The organism is Marinobacter bohaiensis (assembly GCF_003258515.1).
GTDB lineage: Bacteria > Pseudomonadota > Gammaproteobacteria > Pseudomonadales > Oleiphilaceae > Marinobacter_A > Marinobacter_A bohaiensis.
In genome coordinates, this window is the sequence record NZ_QGEH01000001.1 from 2,261,448 (window position 1) to 2,286,523 (window position 25,076).

The 25,076-nt window shown below is 60.1% G+C and carries 25 protein-coding genes; 14 read left to right on the top strand and 11 right to left on the bottom strand.

What is annotated here, in order from left to right; genetic code table 11:
• Positions 1 to 2: 2 nt before the first annotated feature.
• From DKK67_RS10130 to DKK67_RS10145, 4 genes are all read right to left on the bottom strand, one after another.
• Positions 3 to 2,324, bottom strand: coding sequence for a xanthine dehydrogenase family protein molybdopterin-binding subunit (locus tag DKK67_RS10130; protein ID WP_111496229.1), 2,322 nt, complete (start codon positions 2,322 to 2,324; stop codon positions 3 to 5).
• Positions 2,321 to 2,788 (bottom strand): (2Fe-2S)-binding protein, encoded by a 468-nt coding sequence (locus DKK67_RS10135; RefSeq protein ID WP_111496230.1) that lies wholly within the window; start codon positions 2,786 to 2,788, stop codon positions 2,321 to 2,323. Before DKK67_RS10135 ends, DKK67_RS10130 begins: the two co-directional genes overlap by 4 nt.
• Before the next feature lie 63 nt (positions 2,789 to 2,851).
• Positions 2,852 to 3,643: a carboxymuconolactone decarboxylase family protein gene (locus DKK67_RS10140; protein WP_111496231.1), complete on the bottom strand. Its 792-nt coding sequence runs from the start codon at positions 3,641 to 3,643 to the stop codon at positions 2,852 to 2,854.
• 109 nt (positions 3,644 to 3,752) lie between these two features.
• A complete protein-coding gene (locus DKK67_RS10145; RefSeq protein ID WP_111496232.1) occupies positions 3,753 to 4,229 on the bottom strand; it encodes a (R)-mandelonitrile lyase in 477 nt (158 codons plus the stop codon).
• Positions 4,230 to 4,464: 235 nt separating this feature from the next.
• Here DKK67_RS10145 and DKK67_RS10150 point away from each other — a divergent pair, with 235 nt between their 5' ends.
• On the top strand, positions 4,465 to 5,358 hold the full coding sequence (locus DKK67_RS10150) for a LysR family transcriptional regulator (RefSeq protein WP_111496233.1): 894 nt from the start codon (positions 4,465 to 4,467) through the stop codon (positions 5,356 to 5,358).
• 90 nt (positions 5,359 to 5,448) lie between these two features.
• On the opposite strand, the gene DKK67_RS10155 is transcribed toward DKK67_RS10150, so the two are convergent.
• Both DKK67_RS10155 and DKK67_RS10160 read right to left on the bottom strand, forming a co-directional pair.
• Positions 5,449 to 6,195 carry an SDR family oxidoreductase gene (locus tag DKK67_RS10155; protein ID WP_111496234.1) on the bottom strand — a complete coding sequence of 249 codons (747 nt, stop codon included), beginning with the start codon at positions 6,193 to 6,195 and terminating at the stop codon, positions 5,449 to 5,451.
• A 131-nt stretch (positions 6,196 to 6,326) separates the two neighbouring features.
• On the bottom strand, positions 6,327 to 7,217 hold the full coding sequence (locus DKK67_RS10160; protein ID WP_204355768.1) for a LysR family transcriptional regulator: 891 nt from the start codon (positions 7,215 to 7,217) through the stop codon (positions 6,327 to 6,329).
• Positions 7,218 to 7,390: 173 nt separating this feature from the next.
• On the opposite strand from DKK67_RS10160, the gene DKK67_RS10165 reads away from it, so the two are divergent.
• On the top strand, positions 7,391 to 8,578 hold the full coding sequence (locus tag DKK67_RS10165) for an MFS transporter (protein ID WP_111496235.1): 1,188 nt from the start codon (positions 7,391 to 7,393) through the stop codon (positions 8,576 to 8,578).
• 40 nt (positions 8,579 to 8,618) lie between these two features.
• Here the strand turns inward: DKK67_RS10165 and DKK67_RS10170 are convergent, their stop codons facing one another.
• Positions 8,619 to 9,761, bottom strand: coding sequence for a zinc-binding dehydrogenase (locus DKK67_RS10170; protein WP_111496848.1), 1,143 nt, complete (start codon positions 9,759 to 9,761; stop codon positions 8,619 to 8,621).
• Between the two features lie 285 nt (positions 9,762 to 10,046).
• Here DKK67_RS10170 and DKK67_RS10175 point away from each other — a divergent pair, with 285 nt between their 5' ends.
• The gene (locus tag DKK67_RS10175) at positions 10,047 to 10,958 is read left to right on the top strand and encodes a LysR family transcriptional regulator (protein ID WP_111496236.1); all 912 of its coding nucleotides are present in this window, start codon (positions 10,047 to 10,049) and stop codon (positions 10,956 to 10,958) included.
• On the opposite strand, the gene DKK67_RS10180 is transcribed toward DKK67_RS10175, so the two are convergent.
• Both DKK67_RS10180 and DKK67_RS10185 read right to left on the bottom strand, forming a co-directional pair.
• Positions 10,955 to 11,470, bottom strand: coding sequence for an SRPBCC family protein (locus DKK67_RS10180; RefSeq protein WP_111496237.1), 516 nt, complete (start codon positions 11,468 to 11,470; stop codon positions 10,955 to 10,957). The genes DKK67_RS10175 and DKK67_RS10180 overlap by 4 nt on opposite strands.
• Positions 11,471 to 11,638: 168 nt before the next feature.
• Positions 11,639 to 12,526, bottom strand: coding sequence for a LysR family transcriptional regulator (locus tag DKK67_RS10185; RefSeq protein ID WP_111496238.1), 888 nt, complete (start codon positions 12,524 to 12,526; stop codon positions 11,639 to 11,641).
• Positions 12,527 to 12,620: 94 nt separating this feature from the next.
• Between DKK67_RS10185 and DKK67_RS10190 the strand changes: the two genes are divergently transcribed.
• Together DKK67_RS10190 and DKK67_RS10195 are read left to right on the top strand one after the other, a co-directional pair.
• Positions 12,621 to 13,121, top strand: coding sequence for a lactoylglutathione lyase family protein (locus tag DKK67_RS10190; RefSeq protein WP_111496239.1), 501 nt, complete (start codon positions 12,621 to 12,623; stop codon positions 13,119 to 13,121).
• Positions 13,122 to 13,181: 60 nt separating this feature from the next.
• Positions 13,182 to 14,180, top strand: coding sequence for a zinc-binding dehydrogenase (locus DKK67_RS10195; RefSeq protein ID WP_204355769.1), 999 nt, complete (start codon positions 13,182 to 13,184; stop codon positions 14,178 to 14,180).
• Between the two features lie 91 nt (positions 14,181 to 14,271).
• On the opposite strand, the gene DKK67_RS10200 is transcribed toward DKK67_RS10195, so the two are convergent.
• Positions 14,272 to 14,961 carry a GntR family transcriptional regulator gene (locus tag DKK67_RS10200; protein ID WP_111496241.1) on the bottom strand — a complete coding sequence of 230 codons (690 nt, stop codon included), beginning with the start codon at positions 14,959 to 14,961 and terminating at the stop codon, positions 14,272 to 14,274.
• A gap of 212 nt (positions 14,962 to 15,173) precedes the next feature.
• Here DKK67_RS10200 and DKK67_RS10205 point away from each other — a divergent pair, with 212 nt between their 5' ends.
• The 8 genes from DKK67_RS10205 to DKK67_RS10240 all read left to right on the top strand — a co-directional run bounded on the left by DKK67_RS10205 (position 15,174) and on the right by DKK67_RS10240 (position 23,330).
• A complete protein-coding gene (locus DKK67_RS10205; RefSeq protein WP_162628816.1) occupies positions 15,174 to 15,704 on the top strand; it encodes a TRAP transporter small permease in 531 nt (176 codons plus the stop codon).
• 6 nt (positions 15,705 to 15,710) lie between these two features.
• Entirely contained in the window at positions 15,711 to 16,997 is a 1,287-nt protein-coding gene (locus DKK67_RS10210; RefSeq protein ID WP_111496243.1) for a TRAP transporter large permease, read from the top strand.
• Positions 16,998 to 17,032: 35 nt separating this feature from the next.
• Positions 17,033 to 18,058 carry a TRAP transporter substrate-binding protein DctP gene (gene dctP / locus DKK67_RS10215; protein WP_111496244.1) on the top strand — a complete coding sequence of 342 codons (1,026 nt, stop codon included), beginning with the start codon at positions 17,033 to 17,035 and terminating at the stop codon, positions 18,056 to 18,058.
• A gap of 53 nt (positions 18,059 to 18,111) precedes the next feature.
• Positions 18,112 to 19,062, top strand: coding sequence for a C-terminal binding protein (locus DKK67_RS10220; RefSeq protein WP_111496849.1), 951 nt, complete (start codon positions 18,112 to 18,114; stop codon positions 19,060 to 19,062).
• Positions 19,063 to 19,150: 88 nt separating this feature from the next.
• Positions 19,151 to 19,801, top strand: coding sequence for an RraA family protein (locus tag DKK67_RS10225; RefSeq protein ID WP_111496245.1), 651 nt, complete (start codon positions 19,151 to 19,153; stop codon positions 19,799 to 19,801).
• A gap of 29 nt (positions 19,802 to 19,830) precedes the next feature.
• Positions 19,831 to 21,048, top strand: coding sequence for an L-dopachrome tautomerase-related protein (locus tag DKK67_RS10230; RefSeq protein WP_204355770.1), 1,218 nt, complete (start codon positions 19,831 to 19,833; stop codon positions 21,046 to 21,048).
• Between the two features lie 59 nt (positions 21,049 to 21,107).
• A complete protein-coding gene (locus DKK67_RS10235) occupies positions 21,108 to 22,046 on the top strand; it encodes a sugar kinase (protein ID WP_111496246.1) in 939 nt (312 codons plus the stop codon).
• Between the two features lie 183 nt (positions 22,047 to 22,229).
• Complete coding sequence (locus DKK67_RS10240; protein WP_111496247.1) at positions 22,230 to 23,330, top strand: alkene reductase; 1,101 nt, start codon at positions 22,230 to 22,232, stop codon at positions 23,328 to 23,330.
• 175 nt (positions 23,331 to 23,505) lie between these two features.
• On the opposite strand, the gene DKK67_RS10245 is transcribed toward DKK67_RS10240, so the two are convergent.
• Positions 23,506 to 24,519: a zinc ABC transporter substrate-binding protein gene (locus DKK67_RS10245; protein ID WP_228160565.1), complete on the bottom strand. Its 1,014-nt coding sequence runs from the start codon at positions 24,517 to 24,519 to the stop codon at positions 23,506 to 23,508.
• Positions 24,520 to 24,597: 78 nt separating this feature from the next.
• Between DKK67_RS10245 and DKK67_RS10250 the strand changes: the two genes are divergently transcribed.
• Positions 24,598 to 25,071, top strand: a complete 474-nt coding sequence (locus DKK67_RS10250) for a Fur family transcriptional regulator (RefSeq protein WP_204355771.1) — start codon at positions 24,598 to 24,600, stop codon at positions 25,069 to 25,071.
• The last annotated feature ends 5 nt before the right edge of the window (positions 25,072 to 25,076 follow it).

Sequence of the window (25,076 nt, forward strand, 5' to 3'; positions counted from 1 at the left end):
GCTCACGCCGTGAGTTGACTGCCCACCGGCAGTTCCCGGATGCGTTTGCCCGACGCCGCGTAAATGGCATTACACAACGCAGGCGCTATGGGCGGTAGCCCTGGCTCACCCACGCCGCCGGGCGCGATATCGGGATTGTCGTTGATCAGGTGCGTCCGGATATTGCGCGGCGCATGCCGCATGCGGGCGAAATGGTACTGGTGGAAGTTGTCCTGCTGCACCTGGCCGTCCTGCAGGGTGATTTCACTCTGCAGGGCGATGCCGATGCCCATGATGCAGGCCCCTTCCAGCTGGGAGCGAATCCGCTCCGGGTTCACCTGCGGGCCGCAGTCGAACGCCATGTCCACGTTATGGATGACGAGGTCGCCGGAGTCCGCCACTTCCACGTCGAATACCACTGCCGTGTAAGAGGCAAAACTCTGGTGGACGGCCAGCCCCAGTCCGCGGTTGGCGGGCATGTCCCGCCCCCAGCCGGCCTCGGCCGTGGCCTTCTCGACCACCGCGCGCATGCGCCCGATATCAATGGGGTAAAGGTCCGGGTTCTCGCCGTAGTTCCACTGCTCGCCGATGGACTCGGGGTCGATCTGGCGGTCCGGCCCCAGAAGTTCAAGCAGATAATCCCGATGATCGCGGCCCGCGGCTTCCGCCACTTCGGCGGCGAAGCTCTGGATCGCGAAGGCATGCGGCAGGTTGTAGACCGACCGGAACCAGCCTATGCGCACATGAGCCGCAGCCGGCGGATTCTCCAGCTGGAGCGCCGGGATGTCGAAGGGCATGGTGTTAAAGCCCATCCCCAGCTCGAAGCCGCCCTTGTGTTCGGGGTCCGGCCCGAACAGCGAAGTGATGCTCGGTGACAGCGTGCGATGGCGCCAGCCTACCGTCTTGCCGTTTGCATCCAGCCCCGCTTCCAGTCGATCCACGGACAGGGCGTGGAAATAGGAATGGTGCAGATCATCCTCCCGAGTCCACTGCACGCGAACCGGCCGGCCTTCGAAGGCTTTCGCCAGGGACGCCGCTTCGAAGATGAAGTCCGGCTTGGATTTGCGACCGAAGCCCCCGCCCAGCAGCGTCACGTTGATGGTGACCGACTCGGGTTCCAGGCCCAGTTGCTTGGCCACGCCATCCCGGGCCGCCTGGGGGTTCTGGACCGGGGCCCAGATTTCGGCCTTGCCGTCACGAAGCCGTGCCGTTGCAACCGGCGGCTCCATCGGAGCCTGCGCCAGGTGTGGCATGAAATAGGTCGCCTGGATGCTGTCGGAGGCGTTTTTCAGCGCGGTCCCGATGTCGCCTTGCGTTCGGATCACCTTGCCCGGCGACTGGGCGCGCTGCTCCAGTTCCTGTCGAAACGAGGCCGTGTCGTAGCGGGCGTTGTCGCCTGCGGATGTATTGTCCCACTCAATGCTGAGCGCATTGCGCCCCTGGATAGCCGCCCAGGTATTGCCGGCAATCACAGCAACCCCGCCCAGCGGCTGGAAACCACCGGGCTGGGTGGTGCCGTCGAGCTGTTGAATCCCAACGACGCCAGTCACCTGCTTAGCAGCGTCAGCATCGACCTTGGCGACCTTGCCGCCGTAAACGGGCGGCCGGGCGATCACGGCGTAGAGCATGTCATCAAAATCCACGTCGGCCCCGAAGATCGCCTGCCCCGAGACGATGTCCTCCCCGTCGATCGCCAGCGGGCGGTTCTGGCTCATGGCTGACCCACCTTTGCCGATGTAGCGCCAGGCCTCGCGAGGCTTGAGTTCAAGCGTCTCCCGCTCCGGGACCGGCAACTCACGCGCCGCAACGGCCAGTTCACCGAAGCCCAGCTCACGGCCGGACGGCGTATGCCGGACCACCTGCACATCGGCACTGCATTCGGCCACCGGCACCTGCCAGCGGTCCGCGGCCGCCTGTTCCAGCATCATGCGGGCTGCGGCAGCCGCACGGCGCATCGGGTCGAACCAGTGCCGCATGCTGCGCGAACCGTCGGTGTTCTGGTTGCCGTATTTGGCCTCGTCGCCGGGCGCCTGTTCGACGCGCACGCGGTCCCAGTCGGCGCCGAGCTCGTCGGCCGCCACCATCACCAGACTTGTGCGGATGCCCTGGCCCATTTCCGCGCGGTGATTGACGATGGTCACCGTGCCGTCGTCATCGATGCGGATAAAGACGTTGGGATCATCCACCCAGCCGTGAGGCATGGCGTCCGCGCCATACTGCGCTTCCTGCGCCGAGGCGACGCCCCACTTGGCGGCCAGCACAAAGGCGCTGCTTGCCGCCAGTCCCTTGAGAAAGCTGCGACGGCTGACGTTCGCGACGATCAGGTTATCGGAGGATGAGCTCATGCCTTTTCCTCCCCTGCGTCTGCGGCCAGGTGAATGGCCTCCCGAATCCGGGTGTAGGTGCCGCAGCGGCACAGGTTGCCGCTCATGGCATCGTCAATTTCGGCGTCGGTCGGGTTGGCGTTCTGTTTCAGCAGGCCCGTGGCGCTCATGATCTGGCCACCCTGGCAATAGCCGCACTGGGCCACCCCGAGATCCAACCACGCCTCCTGTACACGGCGTCCCACCGGATCCTCGCCAATGGCGTCGATCGTCGTGATGGCCTTGCCCTGGGCAAAGGACACCGGCGTGACGCACGAACGCATGGCCTGTCCGTCGATGTGGATGGTGCAGGCCCCACAAAGCGCCATGCCGCACCCGAATTTGGTGCCCCGCAAACGCACCACGTCCCGAAGCGCCCAAAGCAATGGCATGTCGTCGGGCACATCCAGCTCGTGGGATTGCCCGTTCACGGTCAACGTCTTCATTGGCTCTCTCCGTCTTTATATTCTTTTGCCCGCTTTAACGTTCTTCTTAAAGTAGGAACGGACTCAGCGTTCAGCAAAGACTTTCTTGAACACCGGCAAGGCGGAAAACACGTTCGGCCAGCCCGCGTAGTAAGCCAGTTGCGTGAGCACCTCGGACGCCTCGTCCTGCGTCAGGCCGTTGTCCATCGCCCGGTTAAGGTGAAACGGCACCTGCTCGACCTTGCCCGCCGCCACCAGTGCGCTGAGGGTGACCAGGCTTCGATTCCTCGGGGACAGCCCCGGCCGGAGCCAAAGATCCAGAAACAGGGCTTCGGTCGTGTAATGGACCACGCCCGGCGATGTATCGCCGTAGAGGTTATCAACGTATTCCCGGCGCTTGGCTTCGGCCTCTTTATCCAGCGGAAGCAGCTCCGGAGACGCGGACGGCAACTGGTCGGCGGTCACACCCCGGTCCTGGAAGATCTTATAGGCGACCCCAACGGCGGTATTGGCATTAGGCCAGCCCGAGTAGAACGCCAGGTGCGTGATGGTTTCCGAGACCTCGGCGGGCTTCACTCCGTTATCCAGCGCCCGATTGATGTGGTAAGGCAGCTCGATCACCTGATTTCGGGCGATCAGCGCGGCGATCGTCACCAGGCTCCGATCGCGCTGGGACAGCCCTTCCCGCTCCCAGACCTCATCCAGAAGCAGGTTCCTGGTGTAGGCTGCCAGAGCCGGTGAGACGGCACTGACTTCGTCAGGCGTTGGTACCCGTTGCGGCAGTTCCATGAACGGACCCGCCTCGGGCTCTTCCGCCCAGGATGGCCCGGCCAGAAGAAGTAGCGATATCGGCAGTACGGCAAGCATGTTTTTCATTGGGCATCTCTTATTTGCGATCCGCTTATCGGAGGAGAAGACTGGCTGGCGGCGCAATGGGGCATGGCCAGAGAGCCGCCACCGGAGAGTAAATGCAGTCAGGCTGGCGTCAGTCCAGGTACTGCTCGTCGCTTACCTGCTCCATCCATTCCACGTTGCTGCCCTCCTTCGCCTCCTGGATGGCGATATGCTGCATCGCGTTTTCGGAAGACGCGCCATGCCAATGCTTTACGCCCGGCGGTGTCCAGACCACATCACCGGGTTTGATCTCAATCTTTTCGCCGCCTTCCTGCTGAACCCAGCCCACACCCTGGGTAACCACCAGTGTTTGCCCCAGCGGGTGGGTGTGCCAGGCGGAGCGCGCGCCGGGATCAAAGGAGACGTACGCGGCAGATACCCGCGACGGGGCTTCGGGGTTCTGCAGTCGGTCCACTCGGGCGTGGCCGGTGAAGTACTGATCCGGTCCAATGAACGTCTCCTGCGAGCCATTCGGCTTAACCACCATCGTGGCAGCGGAGTCCTCCGCAAAGGCGCCGGCAGATGTCATGGAACAGGCAATGGCCGTTGCTGCTGCCAGTTTTTTCATAAGAACTCTCCCCAGGGTATTGTCGGGACACATTGGTTGATCGCTCCGGCCACGCGCACGGGCGCTGCCCGGAACCGTTTCAAAAGACAGCTGATAGTTTTATCAAAGAGGAGGACGCCGATTAACGAGGGTATATCGAATGCACCAATGCAACAGATTCATTAATCAAGCACGCTATAACAGCTATGATGAATAATCGGCCGCCCGCACCGACCCGAAACAGACTGAGGATTCGATGGCACAGGAAGGTTATAGCGACCTATTGGCGTTCATTGCTGTGGCGCGGCAAAGAAGCTTTACCCGCGCCGCGGCACAGCTCGGGCTGTCACAATCGGCCTTGAGCCATCGAGTGCGGGGGCTTGAGGAACGGCTGGGCCTTCGCTTGCTCACACGGACGACGCGCAGTGTTTCGCCAACCGATGCCGGCGAGCGACTGCTGCAGAAAGTGGCGCCGAAATTCGAGGAAATCGAAGAAGATCTGGCCAACCTGGAGGAGTTTCGGGATACACCGGCTGGCAAAGTCCGGATTACGGCGACGGACCACGCGGCACGTAACGTGCTCTGGCCCAAACTCTCGAAAGTGCTTCACGAATACCCTGACCTGGAGGTCGAGATCACCATTGATTACGGCCTGGCCGACATTGTGGCGGAACGCTACGACATGGGCGTTCGCCTTGGCGGACAGGTTGCCAAGGATATGATTGCGGTCCGGATCGCGCCCGACCTGAGGATGGCCATTGTTGGCGCGCCGGAATACCTCGACGGAAAACCTCCGCTCCGCACGCCGGAGGATCTGACCAGCCATAACTGTATTAATCTGCGACTGCCCACCAAAGGCGGCCTGATGGCCTGGAAGCTCCGCCAGGGAGACCGGGAACTGAGTGTACGCGTTAGCGGCCAGCTGACGTTCAATAACTCCTACCAGATGCTCGATGCCGCGCTGGAGGGCTACGGCCTGGCGTACCTGCCCGACGATGTCGTGGGCCCGTATGTCACCGAGGGACGGTTGCAATACGTGCTGGAGGACTGGTTCCCGACCCATCCCGGACTGCACGTCTTCTACCCTCACCGCAAACAGTCTTCGCCGGCGCTGGCCGTCCTCGTGGATGCGTTGAGATACGACGCCTGATGCCCGGACCGGGTGGCGTCAACCCCACAAAAACATGGCTCCGACATCAGGCCGGTTCACCGATCGGTGAACCGGCCTGCCCCGGGCGCATTAGATCGGCTGTGCCGTCGGACGGAACAGGATCTCGTTAACGTCCACGTCGTCCGGCTCGCTCATGGCAAAGCCCACCATGCGGGCGAAGCTTTCCGGCGGGATCGCAATCTGGCTGACAAAATCCTGGGTCTGCTCCCGGATTGTCTGGTCACTGATGTGGTCCAGCAGCTCGGTGGCAACGGCACCCGGTGACAGAACGGTCGTGCGGATATTGTACGGCTTCACTTCCTGACGCAGCCCTTCGGACAGCGCACGAACGCCGAATTTAGTGGCGCAGTAGACGGACGCGTCAGGTCCGAGTTTGTGCCCGTATACGGAAGACACGTTAAAGATGTGGCCGGATTTCTGCGCCTTCATGTGAGGCAAAGCGGCGCCAATGCCGTAGAGGGTGCCCTTCAGGTTGACGTCAATCATCTGCTCCCACTCGTCAAATTTCAGGTCCTCGAGCGGAGCCAGCGGCATCAGCCCGGCGATGTTCAGCATCGCATCAACGCGGCCGAAGGTCTCAACCGCTACATCAACCAGATTCTGGACCTGTGCACGATCGGCCACGTCAGTCTGGACCGCCTTGGCCTGGAAGCCCGCCTCGGTCAGTTCCGCGGCGAGCGCCTCGATACGCTCCAGGCGGCGGGCGCCCAGCACGACCGATGCGCCACGTTCCGCCAGCAAACGTGCGGTGGCTTCCCCGCAACCGCTGCTGGCTCCGGTGATGACGGCCACTTTCCCCTGAATATTGTCGCTCATGATGTCCTCCTGTTCAGGCTCACTGTTTATCAACAGGATTAATCGTAGAGTCGACAAATCCCGGGATATAGGGGGTTAAAGTGGTCGCAGCTATGCATCGTATTCATCAATGGTGCTTTTGATGGTCGCGCCTACTCGCGATAGTGCAGGCGATCAATCACCAGCCGGAACGCGGAACTGATCTGGCGACGTCCCGAATAACACAGGTGATAGCCCTCAAAGGGCGGGCACCAATCCGCCAGAACCCGGCGCAGGGTTCCGTCCCGGATATCGTCGACGACCTCCGGCTCCGTAACGAACGCAATGCCATGCCCCTCCTTGGCGGCGTCGATGCAGATGTCGCTCTCACTGAAGACAAACGGGCCGGACACCTTCTTCACGATCTCTTCGCCGTCTTTCTCGAACTCCCAGTCGTAGGGCGACGCATGGGAGTGAAACCGCAGCTGCAGACAGGCGTGATCGTCAAGGTCGGTGGGATGCTCGGGGACGCCGCGTTCACGGAAGTACTCCGGCGACGCTACCGCCACCATTCGAATGGGCGGACCAACCCGAACGGCAATCATGTCGGGGCTGACGAACTCCCTGAGCCGGATGCCGGCATCGAAACGGTTTTCGGCCAGATCGGTCAGTCGGCTTTCCAGGTTCAGTTCGATCTGAACCTCGGGGTAATCGCGGACAATCTTCGACAGCTTCGGCCAGAGCACCCGCGCGCCCGCCTTGCTGGCGGACAACCGCACCAGGCCCCGTGGCGCATCGCCCAGCATGCGGATTTCCTCAATGCGGGCGTTAATCTCGCCGAAACTGGGCCGCAGGGTCGCCAACAGCTTCTCGCCCGCGTCCGTCGTCGACACCCGCCGGGACGTACGATTGAGCAGTTTAACCCCGACTGAGGCTTCCAGCCGGCGCACGGAATGACTGACGGCGGACTGCGATAGCCCCAGGCGTACCGATGCCCGGGTAAAGCTGCTTTCCTCGGCCACGGTCATGAACACGGAGAGATCGCCCAGTTCTTCACGCATCATTTATCACTCATTTGGCATGATTGCCTACCTTAAACGATCTCCAACGGCTTAAGAACGCCAAATTGATGCACTGAATTCATAGGCCCCATCGTCTGGCGGCGGTTGTTGGCAACGGGCGACAAGACTAGTGTCCGTCCGGCTAATTCGATGACCGACGACTACCCGGGAGCGCAATGACGAGTTCAAATCAAACGATGGCCACGGGCGGCTCAACGAGCGCGTGGAGTGCCGTCTTTTCCATGTCGCTCTGTGTGGCGCTCCTGATCGCTTCGGAGTTTATGCCTGTCAGCCTCCTGACACCGATCGCCGAAGGCCTGGGGGCCAGCGAAGGCCAAACGGGCCAGGCAATCTCGGTCAGCGGCTTTTTCGCGGTGATGGCCAGCCTACTGATGACAACGGTGGCCGGCCGTCTCAATCGCAAGGTGATATTGCTGTCGATGACGGCACTGATGCTCTTCTCGCTGGTCCTGATCGCCAGCGCACCGAACTTCGCCGCACTGATGCTGGCACGGGCTCTGCTCGGAATCAGCATCGGCGGATTCTGGGCCCTCGGCACGGCGGTCATCATGCGGCTGGTGCCGCCGGAGTTCGTGTCTCGCGCGCTCTCCGTGATGTTCACCGGGCAGGCGGTGGCGGCCGCCTTCGCCGCACCGCTGGGCAGCTACCTCGGAGGTTTTATGGGCTGGCGCGGCGTTTTCTGGCTTCTGGTGCCGCTGGTTGCCATCAACCTGGTCTGGCAGTGGGTATCACTGCCCTCGCTGCCGGCTAATCAGCGACAGACCATCGGCACGCTGATTCACGTTCTCAAACGCCCCTATTTCGCCCGGGGCATGGCCGCCACGATGTTCACGTTCGCCGGCGCCTTCGCCATGTTTACGTATCTCAGACCCTTTCTTGAAACCGTCACCCAAGTGAACGTGACGGTTCTGTCCATTCTGTTATTGGTACTTGGCTTTATGGGGTTTGCGGGCACGTGGTTGGGCGGAAAGTTCTCGACCCGTCACGCCATACGGCTGCTCCAGCTGATGCCGTTGACGATGGGACTCGTCACTCTGGGGCTGATCGAATTCGGGGAGCTGGTGTTGGTCACCGGGCTACTATTGGCGGTCTGGGGTGCCTTGAACAATGCCATCCCCATCAGCTGGATGACCTGGCTTTCGCAGAACGTCGATGACGCACCGGAGGCTGCCGGCAGCCTGATCGTTGCCACCATCCAGGCCTCGATTCTTTTGGGCGCAGCGTTTGGCGGGTTTCTGCTGGACCACGTGGGTATCGCAGCCACGTTCGTTGGCAGCGCGGCGCTCTCCGGTATCGCGGTGCTCCTGGTCGGTTCCGGTCGAGGGCTTCTCAAGGCGTCCTGACCCTGAGTTTCAACGCTGGAGTCTGCACTGCGGGGCTGCCTCAGGAAGACAACCCAAACCGCTCCCCATGTTTGCCCCACTCCGAATCCGGGACAATCACGATCTTGCCCAGGTAACCGCTGCCCCGGTTGACGAAGTAACGCTCCGCCTCATACAGGTCGGAGAGTTTGAACGCCGCGTGCAGCACCGGCTTGAGTTGGCCCTCGCGGATCCAGGCGACCAGTTGCTCCGCTTCCTCACGGGTGCCATGGGATACGCCGAAGATCTGGACCTGGTACAGGTAAATCCGTGTCCACATGATTTCGGACAGATTGCCGGCGCTGGCCCCGGCGATGCTGAGCCTGGGGTAGTCGCCGCGGGCGTTCATGTCGAAGATCATGGTGTCGATGAAGCGGTCAGTCATCTCGCCGCCGGCCAGGTCCATCACCGCATCAATGGGCGCGCCTCCGGTGACCGCTTTCACCCGCTCCTCGAACGCGTCCATATCGGATCGGTCCAGCACCGCTTCGGCCCCCAGGGCCTTTAGCGCCTTGGCCTTGCTCTGCTGGCTGAGCGCGTATGGAATGGCGCCGACGATCCGGCACAGTTGGATGAGCGCCGTCCCCACGCCGCCACTGGCGCCGGTAACCAGCACACGCTCGCCCTGCTTGATGCGGGCCGAGGTCATCATGTGGTAGGCGGTCTGGTAAGAACACATGCCCATGGACGCCAGCTCGGCATCGGCCAGCTCGGGGTTAGGCACATGGTGAAACTGGTCGGAAGGCAGGGCCACGTATTCGGCGAAGCCACCGTCAGCGCCGTGGCCGTAATAATCCGGCGTCAGATTGATGTCGCGCCGGTCGTCGGCGTAGATGTTGAAATCCAGCAGGCCCCGCTCGCCCATGCGGGAGGCATCAACGCCCTCACCCACGGCAACCACCTGGCCGACGATGTCGGCGCCCTGGATACGTGGAAAGGTCAGCGTCGGTTCGCCCCCCATGGCGAAAGACGTCACGTCGCCCTTGTCCTTGGTCGGGTAAAGGCCCTCACGCGCCTTTCGGTCCGTGTTGTTCTTGGCGGTCGCCGTCACTTTCACCAGCACCTGGCCCGGCTTGGGTTTGGGCGTCGGCGTATCCTGGTAAACCAGCTTGTCCACGTCACCGTGGCCTGTCAGCACCATGGCTTTCATGGTTTCCGGAATCACGGGGTTGCTCATCGTGAAGCACCTTTTATCGCTGTCGTCGCTGTCGTCGCTGTCGTCGCTGTCGTCGCTGTCGTCGCTGTCGTCGCTGTCGTCGCTGTCGAGAGACATGAGAGGGTCCTTTTCAGACCTTAGCAAACCCGTGATTGGGTGCCTACGCCCATGAACGTTCGCGGTGTCGATCATCCTGCCCGTCAGCGTTTACCCTGCTTTACTATCGCCCGGGAACGTTGCATTCCGATAGCATGTAACCCATATCTGCCGTACATCCACGCCGGAACCCGACGAATGGCCGACCTTCGCAAACTCGACTTCAACCTGCTCAAAACCTTTGATGTCCTGATCGATGAACTCAGTGTTACCCGAGCCGCAGAAAGGCTGGCGCTCACGCAGCCGGCCGTCAGCGGCATGCTGACTCGTCTGCGCCAGAGTTTCGATGATCCGCTTTTCGTTCGAGCTCAGCACGGCGTTGTCCCCACCACGCGGGCACTGGAGCTGGCCCAGCCCATTAAAGCGGTGCTGTCCGATATCGAAAAATTGCTCCAGCCGGTAGCCTTCGACCCTAAAAGCGTTCAGATGCCCCTCACCATTGCGGCAACGGATTACGCGTTACGCGCGGTTGTCGTTCCGTTTCTGGAGCGGCTGCGGTCGCTCGCTCCCGGCATACGCGTGGCCGCACGGGCCCTCGACCATTCAAAGATTCAGGGGCAGTTCGAACGCGGTGAAGTGGATCTGGCTCTGATGACGCCAGAAAGCGCACCGGCAGACTTGCGCGCCAGGCACCTGTTTGATGAGAGGTATGTCTGTATCTTGCGCGAAGACCACGAGATGGCCCGTGAAACTCTGTCGCTGGACGATTTCTGTTCGCTCGATCACGCGCTGGTTTCGTTTGAAGGCGGATTCAGCGGAATAACCGACACGATGCTGCAGGAATTGGGACGCGAGCGGCGGATCGCCTTTTCCGTACCCAGCTTTCTGGTCCTGCTCGAAGCCCTGCGTGTCAGCGACCTGGTTGCCGTGGTGCCCTATCGGCTGGTCAAGGAGGAGCCTGGCCTGTCATTGCTTGAGCCCCCAATCCCCATCCCCGGTTTCTCCAAGGTATTGGCCTGGCATGAACGCACCCACCGGGATCCTGTCCACCAATGGGTGCGCAACTTGCTGGCCGAGCTCTTCGAGGAGCGTCAGCAGGCGACCGATTAGATCGTGGCTTGTTCCTTCGCGACACGAATCAGGCCATCCAGCCATTCCTGGTGGGCGTTAAGCATTGGGTTGGGACTGGTCGCAGCCAGCTCCTGCGCTGGCTGCCCAACCTGGGTTTCCTGAGTCAAAACCCGTACCCGGCCGCCCGGCAAATCTTCTAGCAGCCAGGCGTGATGGACATCAAGGCGCTCGGCCTCGTTTCCGTCGACCCAGCCATGCCAGGCGACACGCGCCGGCTGATCGCCGCGTGGGGCAACGTACTCAACAACCTCGGATTCGACTGGGAAGCCGAACGTGGTGAAACGGAAACGCGCACCGTCGCTCAATTCCGGCCCGCTGGCATCATGAAAACGGATCTCGAAGGCATTGCTGTAGTAGGTCGGCCAGGCGTTGGTATTCACCAGATAGGGCCAGACATCGGCCACACTCAGCCCGGCGACGATGACTTCGTTGGATACAAAATTATCGGTGGTTCCCGGCAGGTAATTTTCCGGCCAGACAATATCAGCCATGGCTCATCTCCTCAGTCGTTTGGATCGCAAATCATCGATCGGGCTTAATCAACCCGACAGCTGGGGAGTATTCTGGCCAGGCGCCTGATATCAGTCCAAATGCATTGCTTGATATAGCCCATCATCTTGCCTGATATCTGGGGGCCCATAACCCGCTCAGGACGCCAGTCACGCCGGTGGCGAACTCTCCGCCAGGCGCTGTTTGAGGTATTCGGACGCATATCGCGCTCGCGCCGACAGCGGCCACTCCGCACGGGAAATCAGCCAGAGGGAATCCACCACATCCCGTTCAAAGGTCACCACCTCAATCGCGTCGTTCCTCGCAAAAGCCTGTCGCGCGTATCGGGGAAGGATTGTGAAACCGATTCCCCGCGCGACCGGCTCCAGGATCAGCCCAACCTGGTTGATAAAGCCCCGCACCGGGATATTGCGAATGCCGGGCTCGCCGGGGAAACAGCGGCTCAACAGGCGCGTTGCCATCGCGCGTCCGTCCGGATGATCGATGAACCCCAGCTGCACCAGATCGGACCATTCCCGGATGGCTTTGCCGGCCGGCACCACCAGTTCCAGTGGTTCCTCGGCAAAATGGCAGGAAGCCAGATGCGGATCGTCGGGTTTCACGGTGACCAACCCCATTTCAAAGCGGTTTTCGAGCACGGCTTCCAGCACTTCCGAGTCCGGCGCAAAACGATGACGAATCACCAGACCCGGGTGCTCCTGCTGCAGGTCGAGCAACAGAGGATAGAGGGACAACCCACTGCTGCCCGGCGTAACCAGGCTTACTTCGCCATGGGTTTTGTCGCCTTCGGACAACCGCAGCTGAAGGCGCTTGTCGGCCCGCTCCAGTTCTTCGCAGTAAGCCAGCAGCGCGTGTCCCGCCGGGGTCAGGTCCATTTGCCGCGCCTGCCGGATCAACAGAGGCCCCAACCGATCCTCCAGATGCCGGATATGCTGACTGACAGCCGCCTGGGTCAGGCCCAACTGATCCGCGGTGCGGGTGAAGTTACCCAGCTCCGCCAGTACCGCGAACGAACGCAACCATTGTGGACTTAGCATAAGAAACTGTTATCAACTATATAAGTGGTCGTCTGTTTATATTATACATCGCGAAACCTACTCTGGTCAGACACGTTCCAGAGGAGTTTTAACGATGAGTACGACCTATCCGCGCAGCTTTTCCCATATCGGCCTGTCGGTCACGGATCTCGAAGCCGCCGTCAAGTTCTATACCGAGGTTCTGGGCTGGTACCTGATCATGCCGCCGACCACCATCGAGGAAGATGACAGCGCCATTGGCGTGATGTGCACGGATGTCTTCGGTGCCGGTTGGAGCTCGTTCCGCATCGCGCACCTGTCCACCGGCGATCGCATCGGCGTGGAGATCTTCGAGTTCAACAACGCCGAGAAGCCGGAGAACAATTTCGAGTACTGGAAAACCGGCGTCTTCCATTTCTGCGTTCAGGACCCCGACGTGGAAGGCCTGGCGGAAAAAATCGTTGCCGCCGGCGGCAAGCAGCGCATGCCGGTGCGCGAGTACTTCCCGGGCGAGAAGCCGTATCGCATGGTCTACATGGAAGACCCGTTCGGCAACATCCTGGAAATCTACAGCCACAGCTATGAACTGACCTATTCGGCGGGCGCCTACGAGTAAATCAAGAATGCCGGGTCGACACCGGGCCCGGCGACAGCCGATCTAACCACCGAGGTTCGCATGTCTCAAATCAATGACATTCCCGACCATTACCCGGCCTGGACATGGCAGATGCAGGATGAGCCAAAGGACCTGGCGTTGAAGAACACGGTCACCGTACCGCTGGCAAAGGGCGACGTCCTGGTCCGCAACGCCGTGATCGGTCTCAACCCGGTAGACTGGAAAGTGCTCACCGGCGCCCTGGTGAACTGGGAGGCGGGCAAAGTGCCCGGGGTCGACGGCGCAGGCACGGTGGTTGCCGTGGGCGACGGCGTCTCCGGGAACTGGGTCGGGCGCCGCGTGGCGTACCACCAGAGCCTTGCCCTACCCGGCAGCTTCGCCGCCTATACGCCGGTGCCGGCCCGCGCGCTGATGCCGATACCCGACGCCCTCGACTTTCACACGGCAGCGAGCTTTCCATGCCCGGGGCTGACAGCCTGGCAGGCGCTTGGCAAGATCCCCGCCTCTTCCGGTGCACGGATCCTGATCAGTGGCGCCGGCGGTGCCGTGGGCCACTTTCTGGTCCAGTTGGCGGTTGCGCGCGGCTTCGATGTCTCGGTCCTGTGCAATGCCCGTCACTGGGAGCGCTTGCGTTCACTCGGCGCGAGCAACGCACGGCACGGTCCGCTTGCCGACGACAACGAGCTGCCAGAAGCGCTCCAGGGTCGCTTCCACGCCGTGATCGACGCGGTCAACAGCCAACACGCGGAGCGGCTCGTCCCGGCTCTCCAGGCAAACGGACATCTCGTCTGTATCGAAGGAAGACTGGAGAACTGGCCCAACCCGCCCTTTGGCCAAGCCCTGTCCCTGCATGAAGTCGCCCTGGGCGCCCTTCACAACCATGGCAATGACGAGGCATGGCACCAGTTGACCCAAGCCGGCGAAGAGCTGCTCCAGGCGATGGCCGACAAGCAACTGCAGCCGGAAACCCACCACATCTGTCCGTTCAGCGAATTGCCAGCCTGGCTCGATGCCCTCAAGCATCGGCAGTTCAGTGGCAAAGCATTGGTTGAGATGTAGAACCCGGGTTTCATCCGTCGTTACTGTCTCTCAGGCTGCAGTAGCGACGGCCTCTTCGTCTTCGAATCGAAGTACCACGAAGCCCCTATTATCAACGAAGCGGCGGGTTCTTTTGGGCGTCCTCTTCGGCAATATCGGGTGCATTCTCTGAATAGTAGCTCGCAACGCTGTTGATGTGGCGGTCTAGGATCCCGATGGCACCGTCAGCGTCGGCCCGCTCTACAGCCTCCGCAATCGCCTGATGATCATCCAGAGTTCGGTCGGTCAGATCGTGCAGGTAAGCCAAATGGGTGCGCATGGCGCATATCTTCCCCTCCACCATACGATAAGCTTCTTCCAGGTAGTGGTTACCGCTATAACTGAACGCCAGCTTGTGGAATTGCGCATCCAGATTCAGGTACTCCTTCATCTGGGTTTCTCCGCGATGGCGTTTCATAGATTCAATAAGGCCCGCCATCGCCTCGGCGTATTGATCCCGGCGACGCCCCACCGCAGCCTTGATGGCCAGCGACTCCAGACCAAACCGAAATTCACACAATTCCTTCAGCTCCACCGCGCTGAGAGAAAAGACGCAGCTACCCCTGGGCGTGACTCTGACAAGCCCTTCCAGTCTTAATTGGGACAACGCTTCCCTAACGGGCGTCCGGCTGATGCCCAGCGTGCCGGCCAGTGCATTCTCGGACAACAACTGGCCAAGCTGTAACGTACCATCGACGATCGCCCCCCGAAGCTCTTCCGTGGCTATTTCGGTCAACGACCTGGAGCGTGTGATCTGTTTCATTCGTTCTCTGTTTTCCTTAAACAACGTCGAAACGACGTATCCCCGCTGCGTGTTGCCAATACCTTACCGTATTCTCCTGACTTTCGCATTCAGTATACAGAATACAGCCCCTAAAAATATGGGTTGCATGCTGTATACAATCCGGGTAAAACTTTGGGTACAGCATGCTGTATACAGAACACAAGAACAACATAATGAAAGGTAGAACCGTTATGGCTCGACTCGAGCGACTAGAAATATGGTTCGTTAGAGCGAATCAGGCCTTAATTGCGGCCGCGATGGCGGGCATGGCCATCCTCGTTATGGCCAACGTGCTATGCCGCTACGGGTTTGGCGTGTCTCTTCCCTGGACAGAAGAGCTGTCGCGATTCCTCATGATTGCAGTTACCTACCTCGGAGCTGGACTCGCCCTGCGTGAGGGACGCCTGGTTGCAGTGGAGTTTCTCCAGGATTTATTCCCCCGCTTTTTAATGCCGCTTCGCCTGCTGGTTGCGCTGATCATTATGGTCTTTCTAGTGGTGCTGGCCTGGGTTGGTGTTGGATTCGCCCAGTTCGCCGCAGGCCAGGAAACACCGGTATTGGGTATCTCCGCGAGTATCCCGTACATGATCATTCCTGTCGGCGCTTCGATGCTGGCTCTACACCTGGTCCTTATCCTCCGGGATTTCCTGGCGCGCAACTGGCACACAGATGGGCCGGAAGGCTCCACCGCATCGCATCATCTTGAGTACGGGCAGGAGTAAACCAACATGATAGCCGTCCTGCTCATTTCGTTTCTCGTCGCGCTACTCATAGGCCTCCCGGTTGCTTTCATTATGGGGGTATCCGGACTGCTAACGCTGACTGTCGATGGGGGTTTCCCGCTGGAGGTCCTTCCTCAGCGACTGTTCAATGGCATCAACTCGTTCCCGCTGATGGCGGTTCCGTTTTTCATACTGGCATCGGAGCTGATGACCGCCTCACGAATCAGCAACGCACTGTTGGGTTTCTGTAATGCCCTTGTCGGGCATATTCGCGGCGGGCTCGGGCAGGTCAATGTACTGGTTAGCATGTTCTTCGCAGGCATAAGTGGCTCCGCTCTGGCCGACGCGGCCGGCCCTAGCGCCATCGTGATGAGGATGATGCGTAAGAGCGGCTATACCCCCCAGTACGCAGCCGGGCTAAGCGCCGCGACCTCCACCATCGGCCCCATCATTCCCCCCAGCATCATTATGGTTATCTATGCGGTGACAGATGGCAACGTGACCATAGCGGGACTCTTTCTGGCGGGCATCATTCCCGGTGTTTTACTGGGTCTGGCCCTGGCATTAATGAATTACATCCTCAGTGCCCGAAGCGATAACGGCCATCGCACGGCGTTTTCATTCCGCCGAATGTGGACGTCATTCTATAAGGCCGTTCCCGCATTAATGATGCCGGCGCTGATCCTAGGCGGTATTCTCAGCGGGGCATTTACCGCTACCGAAGCCGGGGCTATTGCGGTTTTCTATGCCCTGGCTGTGGGGCTGTTCCTGACTCGCAGTCTCAGCGTCTCTGACTTGCCAAACATTCTTTTACGCAGCGGCGTGATCACATCAGCTGTGCTTATCGTGGTCTCCATGGCGGCAATCTTCGCCTGGCTCCTGACAGTTCTCCAGGTGCCCAGTGCCCTCGCAAGCCTGCTAGAAGGTATGGATCTGGGGCCGACCGCGGCCCTGCTGGTAATGGCTTTGATCATCCTGTTTTGCGGGCTGTTCATCGATACCCTGCCAGCCGTCATCATCCTGGTGCCCGTACTCGGCCCCATCGCCGCTCATTACGGCATCGACCCTCTCCATTTCGCCATGATGCTGATTCTGAACCTTACCGTCGGGATGGTGACACCTCCGGTTGGCCCCGTGCTGTTCGTGATCAGTGCGGTAGGTCGCATCCGCATCGAATCTGTATCCAGAGCGGTACTGCCTTTCTTGCTGGCAGAGCTGCTCGTCCTGCTACTCATCATCTTCATCCCCGAAATCTCAACCTGGGTACCCAACCTCTTCGGGTACCAGAGATAGGTCCAGGCAACGCCAACAAAAACAAGGAGTCCCATATGTTCAGAACAACCCTTAAACACGCTCTCGCTGCCGTCGGCCTGGCGGCCCTGATGTCAATCTCAGGCGCCGCGCTTGCCGCGACGACCATCAAGTACGCCCACTTCCAGGCCGCCAATGACAATGCTCCCGCTCAGGCCGCGGCGCTCACCTTCAAAAAGTACGTCGAATCGAAAACAGGCGGTGACGTGGAGGTTCAGATTTATCCTGCCAGTCAGTTGGGCAACGGCGTGGAAGTCATGGAAGGCTTGCGCCTTGGAACCATCCAGCTTGCGGTGGTTCACGATGGCGCCATCGCCCCCGTCTACAAACCATTCCAGGTGTTTAGCATTCCGTATATTTTCGACGACCAGAAAATGGCCTGGAACGTCCTCGACGGCCCCTTCGGACAGAAGATGGCGGACGACATGCTCGCCAAGACAGGTATTCGCCTGTTTGGCATGGCGGACAATGGTATTCGCCACTTCACCAACAGCAAGCGCCCTATCCGCTCCCCTGACGACATGAAGGGACTGAAAATTCGGGTCCAGCCCGGACCAATCTTCCAGAAACTGGTGGAATCCCTCGGTGCCAGCCCTTCCGTGGTGCCTTGGCCGGAACTTCCCGGCGCATTGCAGCAGGGGGTTGTTGATGGTCAGGAAAACGGGGTTACGAACATCATTAACGCCAGCCTCTACCAATACCAGGACTACGTCACCCTCGACGGGCATATCTATAGCCTTCACGCCTACATGATGAACAACCGCTTCTACGAGCGCCTGTCGAGCGACGAGCAAAAAGTCGTGGCGGAGGGCATCAAACGAGCCATGAAAGTCCATCGTGAAATGACCTCGGATCAGGACCGCAACGCGAAGGAACTGCTCACCGAGAAAGGCATGCAGGTCACCGAACTGACCGACGACCAAGAAGCTGCGTTCCGAGAGCGGGCTCAGCCAACCGTTAAAGCCTGGGCCGAGGACGAGATTGGCAAGGAATGGGTCGACGGGCTGTTCAACGCGATTCAGGTATACAAGGAGGGCCAGTGAGCGTGACTGCAGAACGGGAAGTTCATACCGGTACGCCAGAGTTGGACGTGGTCATGATCGATACCGGGTACGAAACCTACGATATTGAACAGGCGATTCTCAATACCGTCGGTGCGCGTATCCGCGAGATTCCTTGCCACGGGGACCTGGAACGGATCCTGGAGACGGTGAGAGAGGCCGATGCCGTCATGGTTCGGGAGTCGCCCCTTCCGCGCGACATCATCGAGCAAATGAACCGGTGCCAGGTGATCGTCCGGTACGGTGCAGGGATCGATAACATCGATCTCGAAGCCGCCGCCGAGCGGGGAATCTTTGTCGCTAACGTTCCGGACTACGGTTTCGAGGAAGTCAGCGACCAGGCCCTGGCATTGCTGATGACGGTGGCTCGTCGCACGGCGAGCCGGGATCAACAGGTGCGCGCCGGTGCCTGGAACATAGCCAGACAGGAACCCATGCACCGGATTACCGGCGGCGTCCTGGGTCTGGTCGGATACGGGCGAATCGCTCGGGCTTTTCATCGCAAAGCGATGGGCCTGGGCTTCTCTCGCACTCTAGTCGTCGATCACCACTTAAAGGATTCAACCGGTGATGTGGAGACGGTTGATCTGGACACGCTCTGCCGTGAAGCGGACGTCATCTCGCTGCACGTTCCATTGACGGATCAGACACGCCACCTGATTGATAGGCGACGACTCGCCCTGATGAAGCCAAATGCCGTGCTGATCAACACCGCTCGCGGCGGGTTGATCGACGAACCGGCCCTGGCCGCCACACTGAAAAACGGGCGTCTGTTCGGCGCCGGCCTGGACGTTTTCGAGCAGGAGCCGCCTCAGTCCGACAGCCCTCTAATGGACTGTCCAGGAGTGGTCATTAGCGACCATACCGGCTGGTACTCCGAAGAGTCCATCGCCGAACTCCAGCGCAAAGCCGCCGAGGAAGTCTGCCGGGTTTTCAATAAGGAGCCTCCCATCAACTGGGTCAATCGCTGGGATCATGCCTCGTAATCCATCCACCAGAGTTCAATAACCCATAAAGGGGTGGTTCTACCTTCCCTGCCAGCCCAAGAGTAAAGCTGAAACGGAGAGATAAAGTATGTATTCCAAAGAGATTATCGAAGGATTCAAGAACGTCGAAGTCGCATCGGTCGCTGACGCCGTGGATCAGGTTGTTGGTAAGCGCGGCTACATGCATCACAGCATCAAGCCCCGCATCAATGACAAGAAAATCGTCGGCCCGGCCGTCACCGTTCTGGAAGGGCCGGCCGACGAGAACCTGCCACCTCAGCACGCCCTTGACCTGATCGACGAGGCAGACGAAGGCAGCGTCGTCGTTATCAGCACCGGCGGTGAAGCGGAAATGGCCGTCTGGGGTGGCCTGATGGCGGCAGGCGCCTCCGCCAACAAGCACGCGGGAGCCATCCTCGACGGTGGTGTGCGGGATATCGGTGAGATTCGCAGGGATTACGACTTCCCGATCTATGCACGCTCGGTGTCGCCGGGAACGACCCTGGGCCGTTTCAAGACGATCGACTCGAATGTCCCCGTGGTCGTGGGCGATATCATGGTTCACCCGGGCGACCTGATCGTGGCACATATCGATGGGGTTGTGGTTGTACCCAAAGATCATGTCGATGAGGTGCTCAAGCTCGCCCGGGAAATCGATGAGCGTGAGCTTGAACAGGCACGCCTGATCATGGAATCAGGTTCGCTGCGAGAAGGCCTGGCCAAGTATGGCCGAATCTGATCAAGCCTCGATTCGATAGGGAGTCAACGATGCAAACAACAAAAACGCTCTCCTCTGCCGGCTGCCTTGCAGCCGGCCTCTTGATGCTGGCGGCAGGTCCCGCACCGGCACAGGCGCTGACAAAACCTGAAGTGGTTGCCGAGTGGAACCGGCTGTCGTATGACGTCAACGACCAGGATCAACGAGCTCGCTGGGAGAACAGCGATATCTTCGGAAAGGCGCTGATCCAGGGCCTAAAGCTGGACTCGGAAGGGACCATGTACGTATCCACGGCTCGCTGGGCCGGCCCTGAAATGCCTGCCACCCTCTCGCGTCTGGTCAAAGACGGCGACCACTACGTACTCGCTCCCTTTCCGAGCGAAGCCATGAATGACGTTGATAATCCGGACGGCATCAAATCGGTTCTAGGCTTCGAAATTGATCGGAACGATACAATGTGGATTCTTGATCAGGGACATATTGCCGGTCAGCCTTCCAAGCCCGGGGCTGAAAAGCTCGTTCTGTGGGATCTCAAGAAAAACCGGGAGCTACAGCGCTATGAGTTCAGTGATGAGGATACGAACAAAAAATGCTCGTTTCTCAACGACGTTGCCGTCGACAATGACTCGGGCTTCGCCTACATCACCGACTCCGGCATCTTCTGCGACCCACTTGATGGCGGTCTGATTGTCTACAACCGAGATGAAAACAAGGCCCGCCGGGTGCTGGATCGGACACGATTTACAGGGGATGATCCGAACTTTGTCTTCAACATCGGTGATAGACCCGTTCTCAAAGGGCAGCCCATGCGGACGGGCGCCGACGGGATTGCGCTGTCCGGTGACAAGAAAACACTGTACTGGACCAACCTCACCGGCAACCGTCTCTACTCGATCCCGACCGCCCTTCTGCGTGATTTCACCAAGTCGGAAGTTGAGCTTCAGAATGCAGTCCAGGTCGACGCTGTCCTGCCATCCAATACCGACGGCATGACCGCAGACCGCGCCGGCAATGTCTACATGTCCGCCCTCACGCTCAATGGCGTGATGCGACGAGATGCGGACACGGGTGAAATTTCACGCTTCACGTATCATCCCGAAATGGCCTGGCCGGACACCCTGGCCTGGGGCCCTAACGGAAGCCTCTACGTTGTGAGCAATCATCTGCATCTCTGGGTCGACGGCGACATGGACTTCGAGACGCCGGAAGAACCCAACTTCAGGATCTGGAAGCTCCCCATCAAAAGGCAGAGCTATACCGCGCCCTGATGCCACTCATCGCCGGGGGCCCTACCAGGGCGCCCGGCCCCCAAACAATGGAGACCGCAATGCAAGCCGACATTTTATGTCTAGGAGAGCCGCTGTTTGAATTCAATCAGGCACAAGGTGATCAACAACGCGGCCAGTATCTGCAGGGCTACGGCGGCGACACCTCCAATGCCGCCGTGGCTGCAGCCAGACAGGGCGCCCATGTTGGGTATATTACCGCCCTCGGCCAGGATAACTTCGGCGATGAGTTTGTAGAGCTCTGGGAGAGAGAAGGCATCGACACCGGGTTGGTCAAACGCGATCCCGAGGCTCACACCGGAATCTACTTCGTATCCCATACAGCACAGGGACACGCCTTCACCTACTTCCGCGCGGGGTCCGCCGCCAGCCGTCTGAAACCTGCGGACCTGCCAGAATCCGCGATTGCCAAGGCAAAAATCCTGCACGTATCAGGCATTAGCCAAGCGATCAGCGACAGTGCCTGCGACACAGTATTCAGCGCTATCGACATGGCACGAGCGAACGGTGTCAAAGTCTCTTACGATACCAACTTGCGCCTCAAGCTCTGGGATCTCCCACGAGCCCGCGCCATCACCCATAGTGCGATCGCTCAGTGTGATATCGCTCTACCCAGCTACGAGGATGCCGAGCAATTGACCGGGCTGGTTGATGCCGACGCTATCGTAGATTTCTATCTGCAACTCGGTGCCCCCATTGTTGTCCTGAAACTGGGCGCGGAAGGCGCTCTCGTCGCCACGCCGGAATCTCGCCAGCGCATCCCTGGAAACCGGGTCGAGGCGGTGGATGCAACCGGTGCCGGCGACACCTTCGGCGGCGCCTTTTTGGCTCGCCATGTTCTGGGTGATTCACTTGAAGACGCAGCCCGTTACGCCAACGCGGCGGCCGCCCTGTCTACGCAAGGCTACGGCGCCGTTGAGCCCATTCCCACACAACGGGACGTCGTTAGGTTCCTTGGCCGGCAAAGCCAGGGTAACTGAATAAGCAGTGATACTCCCTGGCGGCACATCACACCCCGCCGTCAGGGACAACCACCATGTATCTATTATCGGATTCCCATAACGAATTCTTATAAATTCGATAATCTATGCATGGTTTTTATTATTTCTTTACACCCGTATGTTTAGGCAGGTATTCACACATCCAGATAGGGAATAACTGTCATGGCAACTCTTTTCGATACCTACGACCTGTCCGGTCTCCTGCTGAAAAACCGCGTTGTGATGGCGCCCATGACGCGCGCCCGGGCGCCGGGTTACGTTCCCAATGCGGAGATGGTGCGTTACTACGGCCAGCGGGCCAGTGCCGGTCTGATTGTGACCGAGGGCACGCCCATTTCCCGCGAGGGCAACGGTTTTGTGGATTGCCCGGGCATCTGGAGCGATGAGCAGATCGCGGGCTGGGCCAAGGTCACCGATCGCGTCCATGATCTGGGCGGCTCGATCTTCACGCAGATCTGGCACGTGGGCCGGATGTCACACGTGTCGCTGCAGGAAGACGGCAAAGCGCCGGTCAGCGCCACCACACAGCAGGCGGAGCATTCCGCCGCCTTCGGCTACAACGCCAATGGCCAGGCCGACTTCGTCACCGCCAGCAAGCCCCACGCTTTGTCGACCACCGAAGCCGAGCGCGTGATCGATGACTTTGCCCGGGCCGCGGCCAATGCCGCCGAGGCGGGATTCGATGGCGTGGAGGTTCACGGCGCCAACGGCTACCTCGTCGAACAGTTCATCAACGGCGCCGTTAATGACCGTACCGACCGCTTCGGCGGCGACAGCGTGGAGAACCGGGCCCGCTTCGCTCTCGAAGTGGTTGATGCCTGCATTGCCGAGCTGGGCGCCCCGCGCGTTGGCATTCGCCTGTCGCCGTTCGGTCGTCTGCACGATCTGGGGGATTTTGACGGGGAAGAGGAAACGTTCCTCTACCTCGCTCGTGAACTGGGCAAGCGCAACATTGCCTACGTCCACATCATGGACCAGGCCAGCCGTGGAGCACCGGCCATGCCGGAGGGCTTCCTCGCCAAATTCCGCGAGGCTTATAACGGTACGCTGATCCTGGCGGGTGGACTGGATAAGGCCAAAGCCGGCGAGTTGATCGACGCCGGCCTGATTGACCTGGCCGCTTTCGGCGCGCCCTTTGTATCCAATCCGGATCTGGTGGAGCGCTTCCGTCACGACTGGCCTGTCGCCGAGCCGGACAAAAGCCTCTTCTACGGCGGCGATGCACGGGGGTATACCGACTACAAGCCGTATACCGCGGCCTGAGGCCGAGCGCGGCGACCCCGACCTGTCGGGTCGCCGCGTTCCAACGATGCGTCATCCCTTCGTGAGTCAATGAATCCCTGATCCGCTGGCCCGTGTTTTCACGGGCACCACACACGCCTTTTACTTCCCGCGGATCAAGGCCACTCTTGGCCTTGGGCCTGGCTTTCGCCCCGCATCAGGCCCCACCTCCAAAGCACGACCGCAGACTCCCGGCAATCGATGTCAGCAGCTCTGGATAGAGGTCGGCGCCGACAGTCAGATCGGAACCCAGCGGATCGATGACGGCAGAGGTATTCACGCCGGTATCTCCAAACACGCTGCGGACAATGCCCGGATTGTACTGGGGTTCGGTGAACACGCAGCTGACCTTCAAGTCGGACACCAGGCCCCGTATCTCGTCGATCCGTGCAGGGCTGGGTTTCGAGGCGTCACCGATCGAGATGGCGCCGGCCGCGGCGATGCCAAACCGCTTCTCGAAGTACTGATAGGCATCGTGGAAGACGATGAACTGCTGGGCACCCAACTCATCGATGGTCGCCTGAACGTCGGCCATCACGGCGTCGATCTTTTTCTTGCCGGCTTCGGCGTTGCGAGCGTAGACCGCCGCATGCTCGGGATCCTCCTGGGAGAGCGCCCCGGCGATGGCATCCAGCCACACCTTGCCGTTCACCGGGTCCAGCCAGGCGTGGGGGTCCAGCCCGTCGTGATGATGGTGATGTTCCTCGCCCGCCGTATCGTGATGTGCTTCGCCGTTGTGTTCATCGTCATGCTGCTCGTCGTTATGGTGTTCCTCGCCCTCGTGTTCGCCATGATGCTCGTGGGATTCGAACGTGGCACCTTTGCGAAAGGCGTAGGTCGTCGTGCCCGGCACCTCGAGCAACTCAACGACATCGGCATCACCAGAGAGGTTTTCCAGCGATCCCTCGAGCCACGGGGTTAATGGCTCACCCACCCAGAACACCACATCCGCCTGTTGCAGCGATTCGGCTTCCGAAGGACTGAGTGAATAGGTGTGAGGCGAAGCGCCGGACTGGACCAGCAGCTCGGGCGAGCCCACGCCCGTCATGACCTGGGAGACCAGTGACTGAATCGGCGCGATATCCGCGACGACTTTAGGCACGGCGGCGCTGGCGCCGACCGGGATAAGCAGACTGCTGACGGCACACGTAAACAAACGGCTAAGTTTCAAGGTTCCAATCTCCTGACACAGTAATGTTGACGTTTAAGTGTTATGTTATAACATACTTAAAAATTCGGAATGAGGCGAGTGACGGTGTTGACCTGTGATCAATCGACGATCCGGACTGACGCACTGAAACGTGCGGAGAACGTCTGCGCCCTTGAGAAAGCGCATTTCACGACCATCCGTCGGCGCACCCTGGAAACCCTGCTGCATTCGCCGTTTGCACTGAGTGCCTATGGCGTCCAGGCGCAGATGAAAGAAGACGGCGTCAACCTGAAGGCACCGACGATCTATCGGGCCCTGCACTTCCTGACAGCCATGGGGTTCGCGCACCGGATCGAGAGTCTGAATGCCTTTATAGCCTGCACATGCGGGGACCATCCGGGGCACCTTCCCGGTTTTTCCATTTGCCGGCAGTGCGGCCTGGTCACCGAAATGGCGCTTTCCGAATCCCTGCATCGGTCGTTGGAACTTTCCGGTCACGGCTTTCACGTTGAACGGACGGTTTTCGAGATCATCGGACTGTGTGAAACCTGCCTCCAGTCGGAGAAAGAATGAGCTTG

Bases quoted from the DNA above. Each gene is read 5' to 3' on its own strand.
- DKK67_RS10130 (WP_111496229.1), bottom strand. From the start codon at position 2,324: ATGAGCTCATCCTCCGATAACCTGATCGTCGCGAACGTCAGCCGTCGC.
- DKK67_RS10135 (WP_111496230.1), bottom strand. From the start codon at position 2,788: ATGAAGACGTTGACCGTGAACGGGCAATCCCACGAGCTGGATGTGCCC.
- DKK67_RS10140 (WP_111496231.1), bottom strand. From the start codon at position 3,643: ATGAAAAACATGCTTGCCGTACTGCCGATATCGCTACTTCTTCTGGCC.
- DKK67_RS10145 (WP_111496232.1), bottom strand. From the start codon at position 4,229: ATGAAAAAACTGGCAGCAGCAACGGCCATTGCCTGTTCCATGACATCT.
- DKK67_RS10150 (WP_111496233.1), top strand. From the start codon at position 4,465: ATGGCACAGGAAGGTTATAGCGACCTATTGGCGTTCATTGCTGTGGCG.
- DKK67_RS10155 (WP_111496234.1), bottom strand. From the start codon at position 6,195: ATGAGCGACAATATTCAGGGGAAAGTGGCCGTCATCACCGGAGCCAGC.
- DKK67_RS10160 (WP_204355768.1), bottom strand. From the start codon at position 7,217: ATGATGCGTGAAGAACTGGGCGATCTCTCCGTGTTCATGACCGTGGCC.
- DKK67_RS10165 (WP_111496235.1), top strand. From the start codon at position 7,391: ATGACGAGTTCAAATCAAACGATGGCCACGGGCGGCTCAACGAGCGCG.
- DKK67_RS10175 (WP_111496236.1), top strand. From the start codon at position 10,047: ATGGCCGACCTTCGCAAACTCGACTTCAACCTGCTCAAAACCTTTGAT.
- DKK67_RS10180 (WP_111496237.1), bottom strand. From the start codon at position 11,470: ATGGCTGATATTGTCTGGCCGGAAAATTACCTGCCGGGAACCACCGAT.
- DKK67_RS10185 (WP_111496238.1), bottom strand. From the start codon at position 12,526: ATGCTAAGTCCACAATGGTTGCGTTCGTTCGCGGTACTGGCGGAGCTG.
- DKK67_RS10190 (WP_111496239.1), top strand. From the start codon at position 12,621: ATGAGTACGACCTATCCGCGCAGCTTTTCCCATATCGGCCTGTCGGTC.
- DKK67_RS10195 (WP_204355769.1), top strand. From the start codon at position 13,182: ATGTCTCAAATCAATGACATTCCCGACCATTACCCGGCCTGGACATGG.
- DKK67_RS10200 (WP_111496241.1), bottom strand. From the start codon at position 14,961: ATGAAACAGATCACACGCTCCAGGTCGTTGACCGAAATAGCCACGGAA.
- DKK67_RS10205 (WP_162628816.1), top strand. From the start codon at position 15,174: ATGGCTCGACTCGAGCGACTAGAAATATGGTTCGTTAGAGCGAATCAG.
- DKK67_RS10210 (WP_111496243.1), top strand. From the start codon at position 15,711: ATGATAGCCGTCCTGCTCATTTCGTTTCTCGTCGCGCTACTCATAGGC.
- dctP (WP_111496244.1), top strand. From the start codon at position 17,033: ATGTTCAGAACAACCCTTAAACACGCTCTCGCTGCCGTCGGCCTGGCG.
- DKK67_RS10220 (WP_111496849.1), top strand. From the start codon at position 18,112: ATGATCGATACCGGGTACGAAACCTACGATATTGAACAGGCGATTCTC.
- DKK67_RS10225 (WP_111496245.1), top strand. From the start codon at position 19,151: ATGTATTCCAAAGAGATTATCGAAGGATTCAAGAACGTCGAAGTCGCA.
- DKK67_RS10230 (WP_204355770.1), top strand. From the start codon at position 19,831: ATGCAAACAACAAAAACGCTCTCCTCTGCCGGCTGCCTTGCAGCCGGC.
- DKK67_RS10235 (WP_111496246.1), top strand. From the start codon at position 21,108: ATGCAAGCCGACATTTTATGTCTAGGAGAGCCGCTGTTTGAATTCAAT.
- DKK67_RS10240 (WP_111496247.1), top strand. From the start codon at position 22,230: ATGGCAACTCTTTTCGATACCTACGACCTGTCCGGTCTCCTGCTGAAA.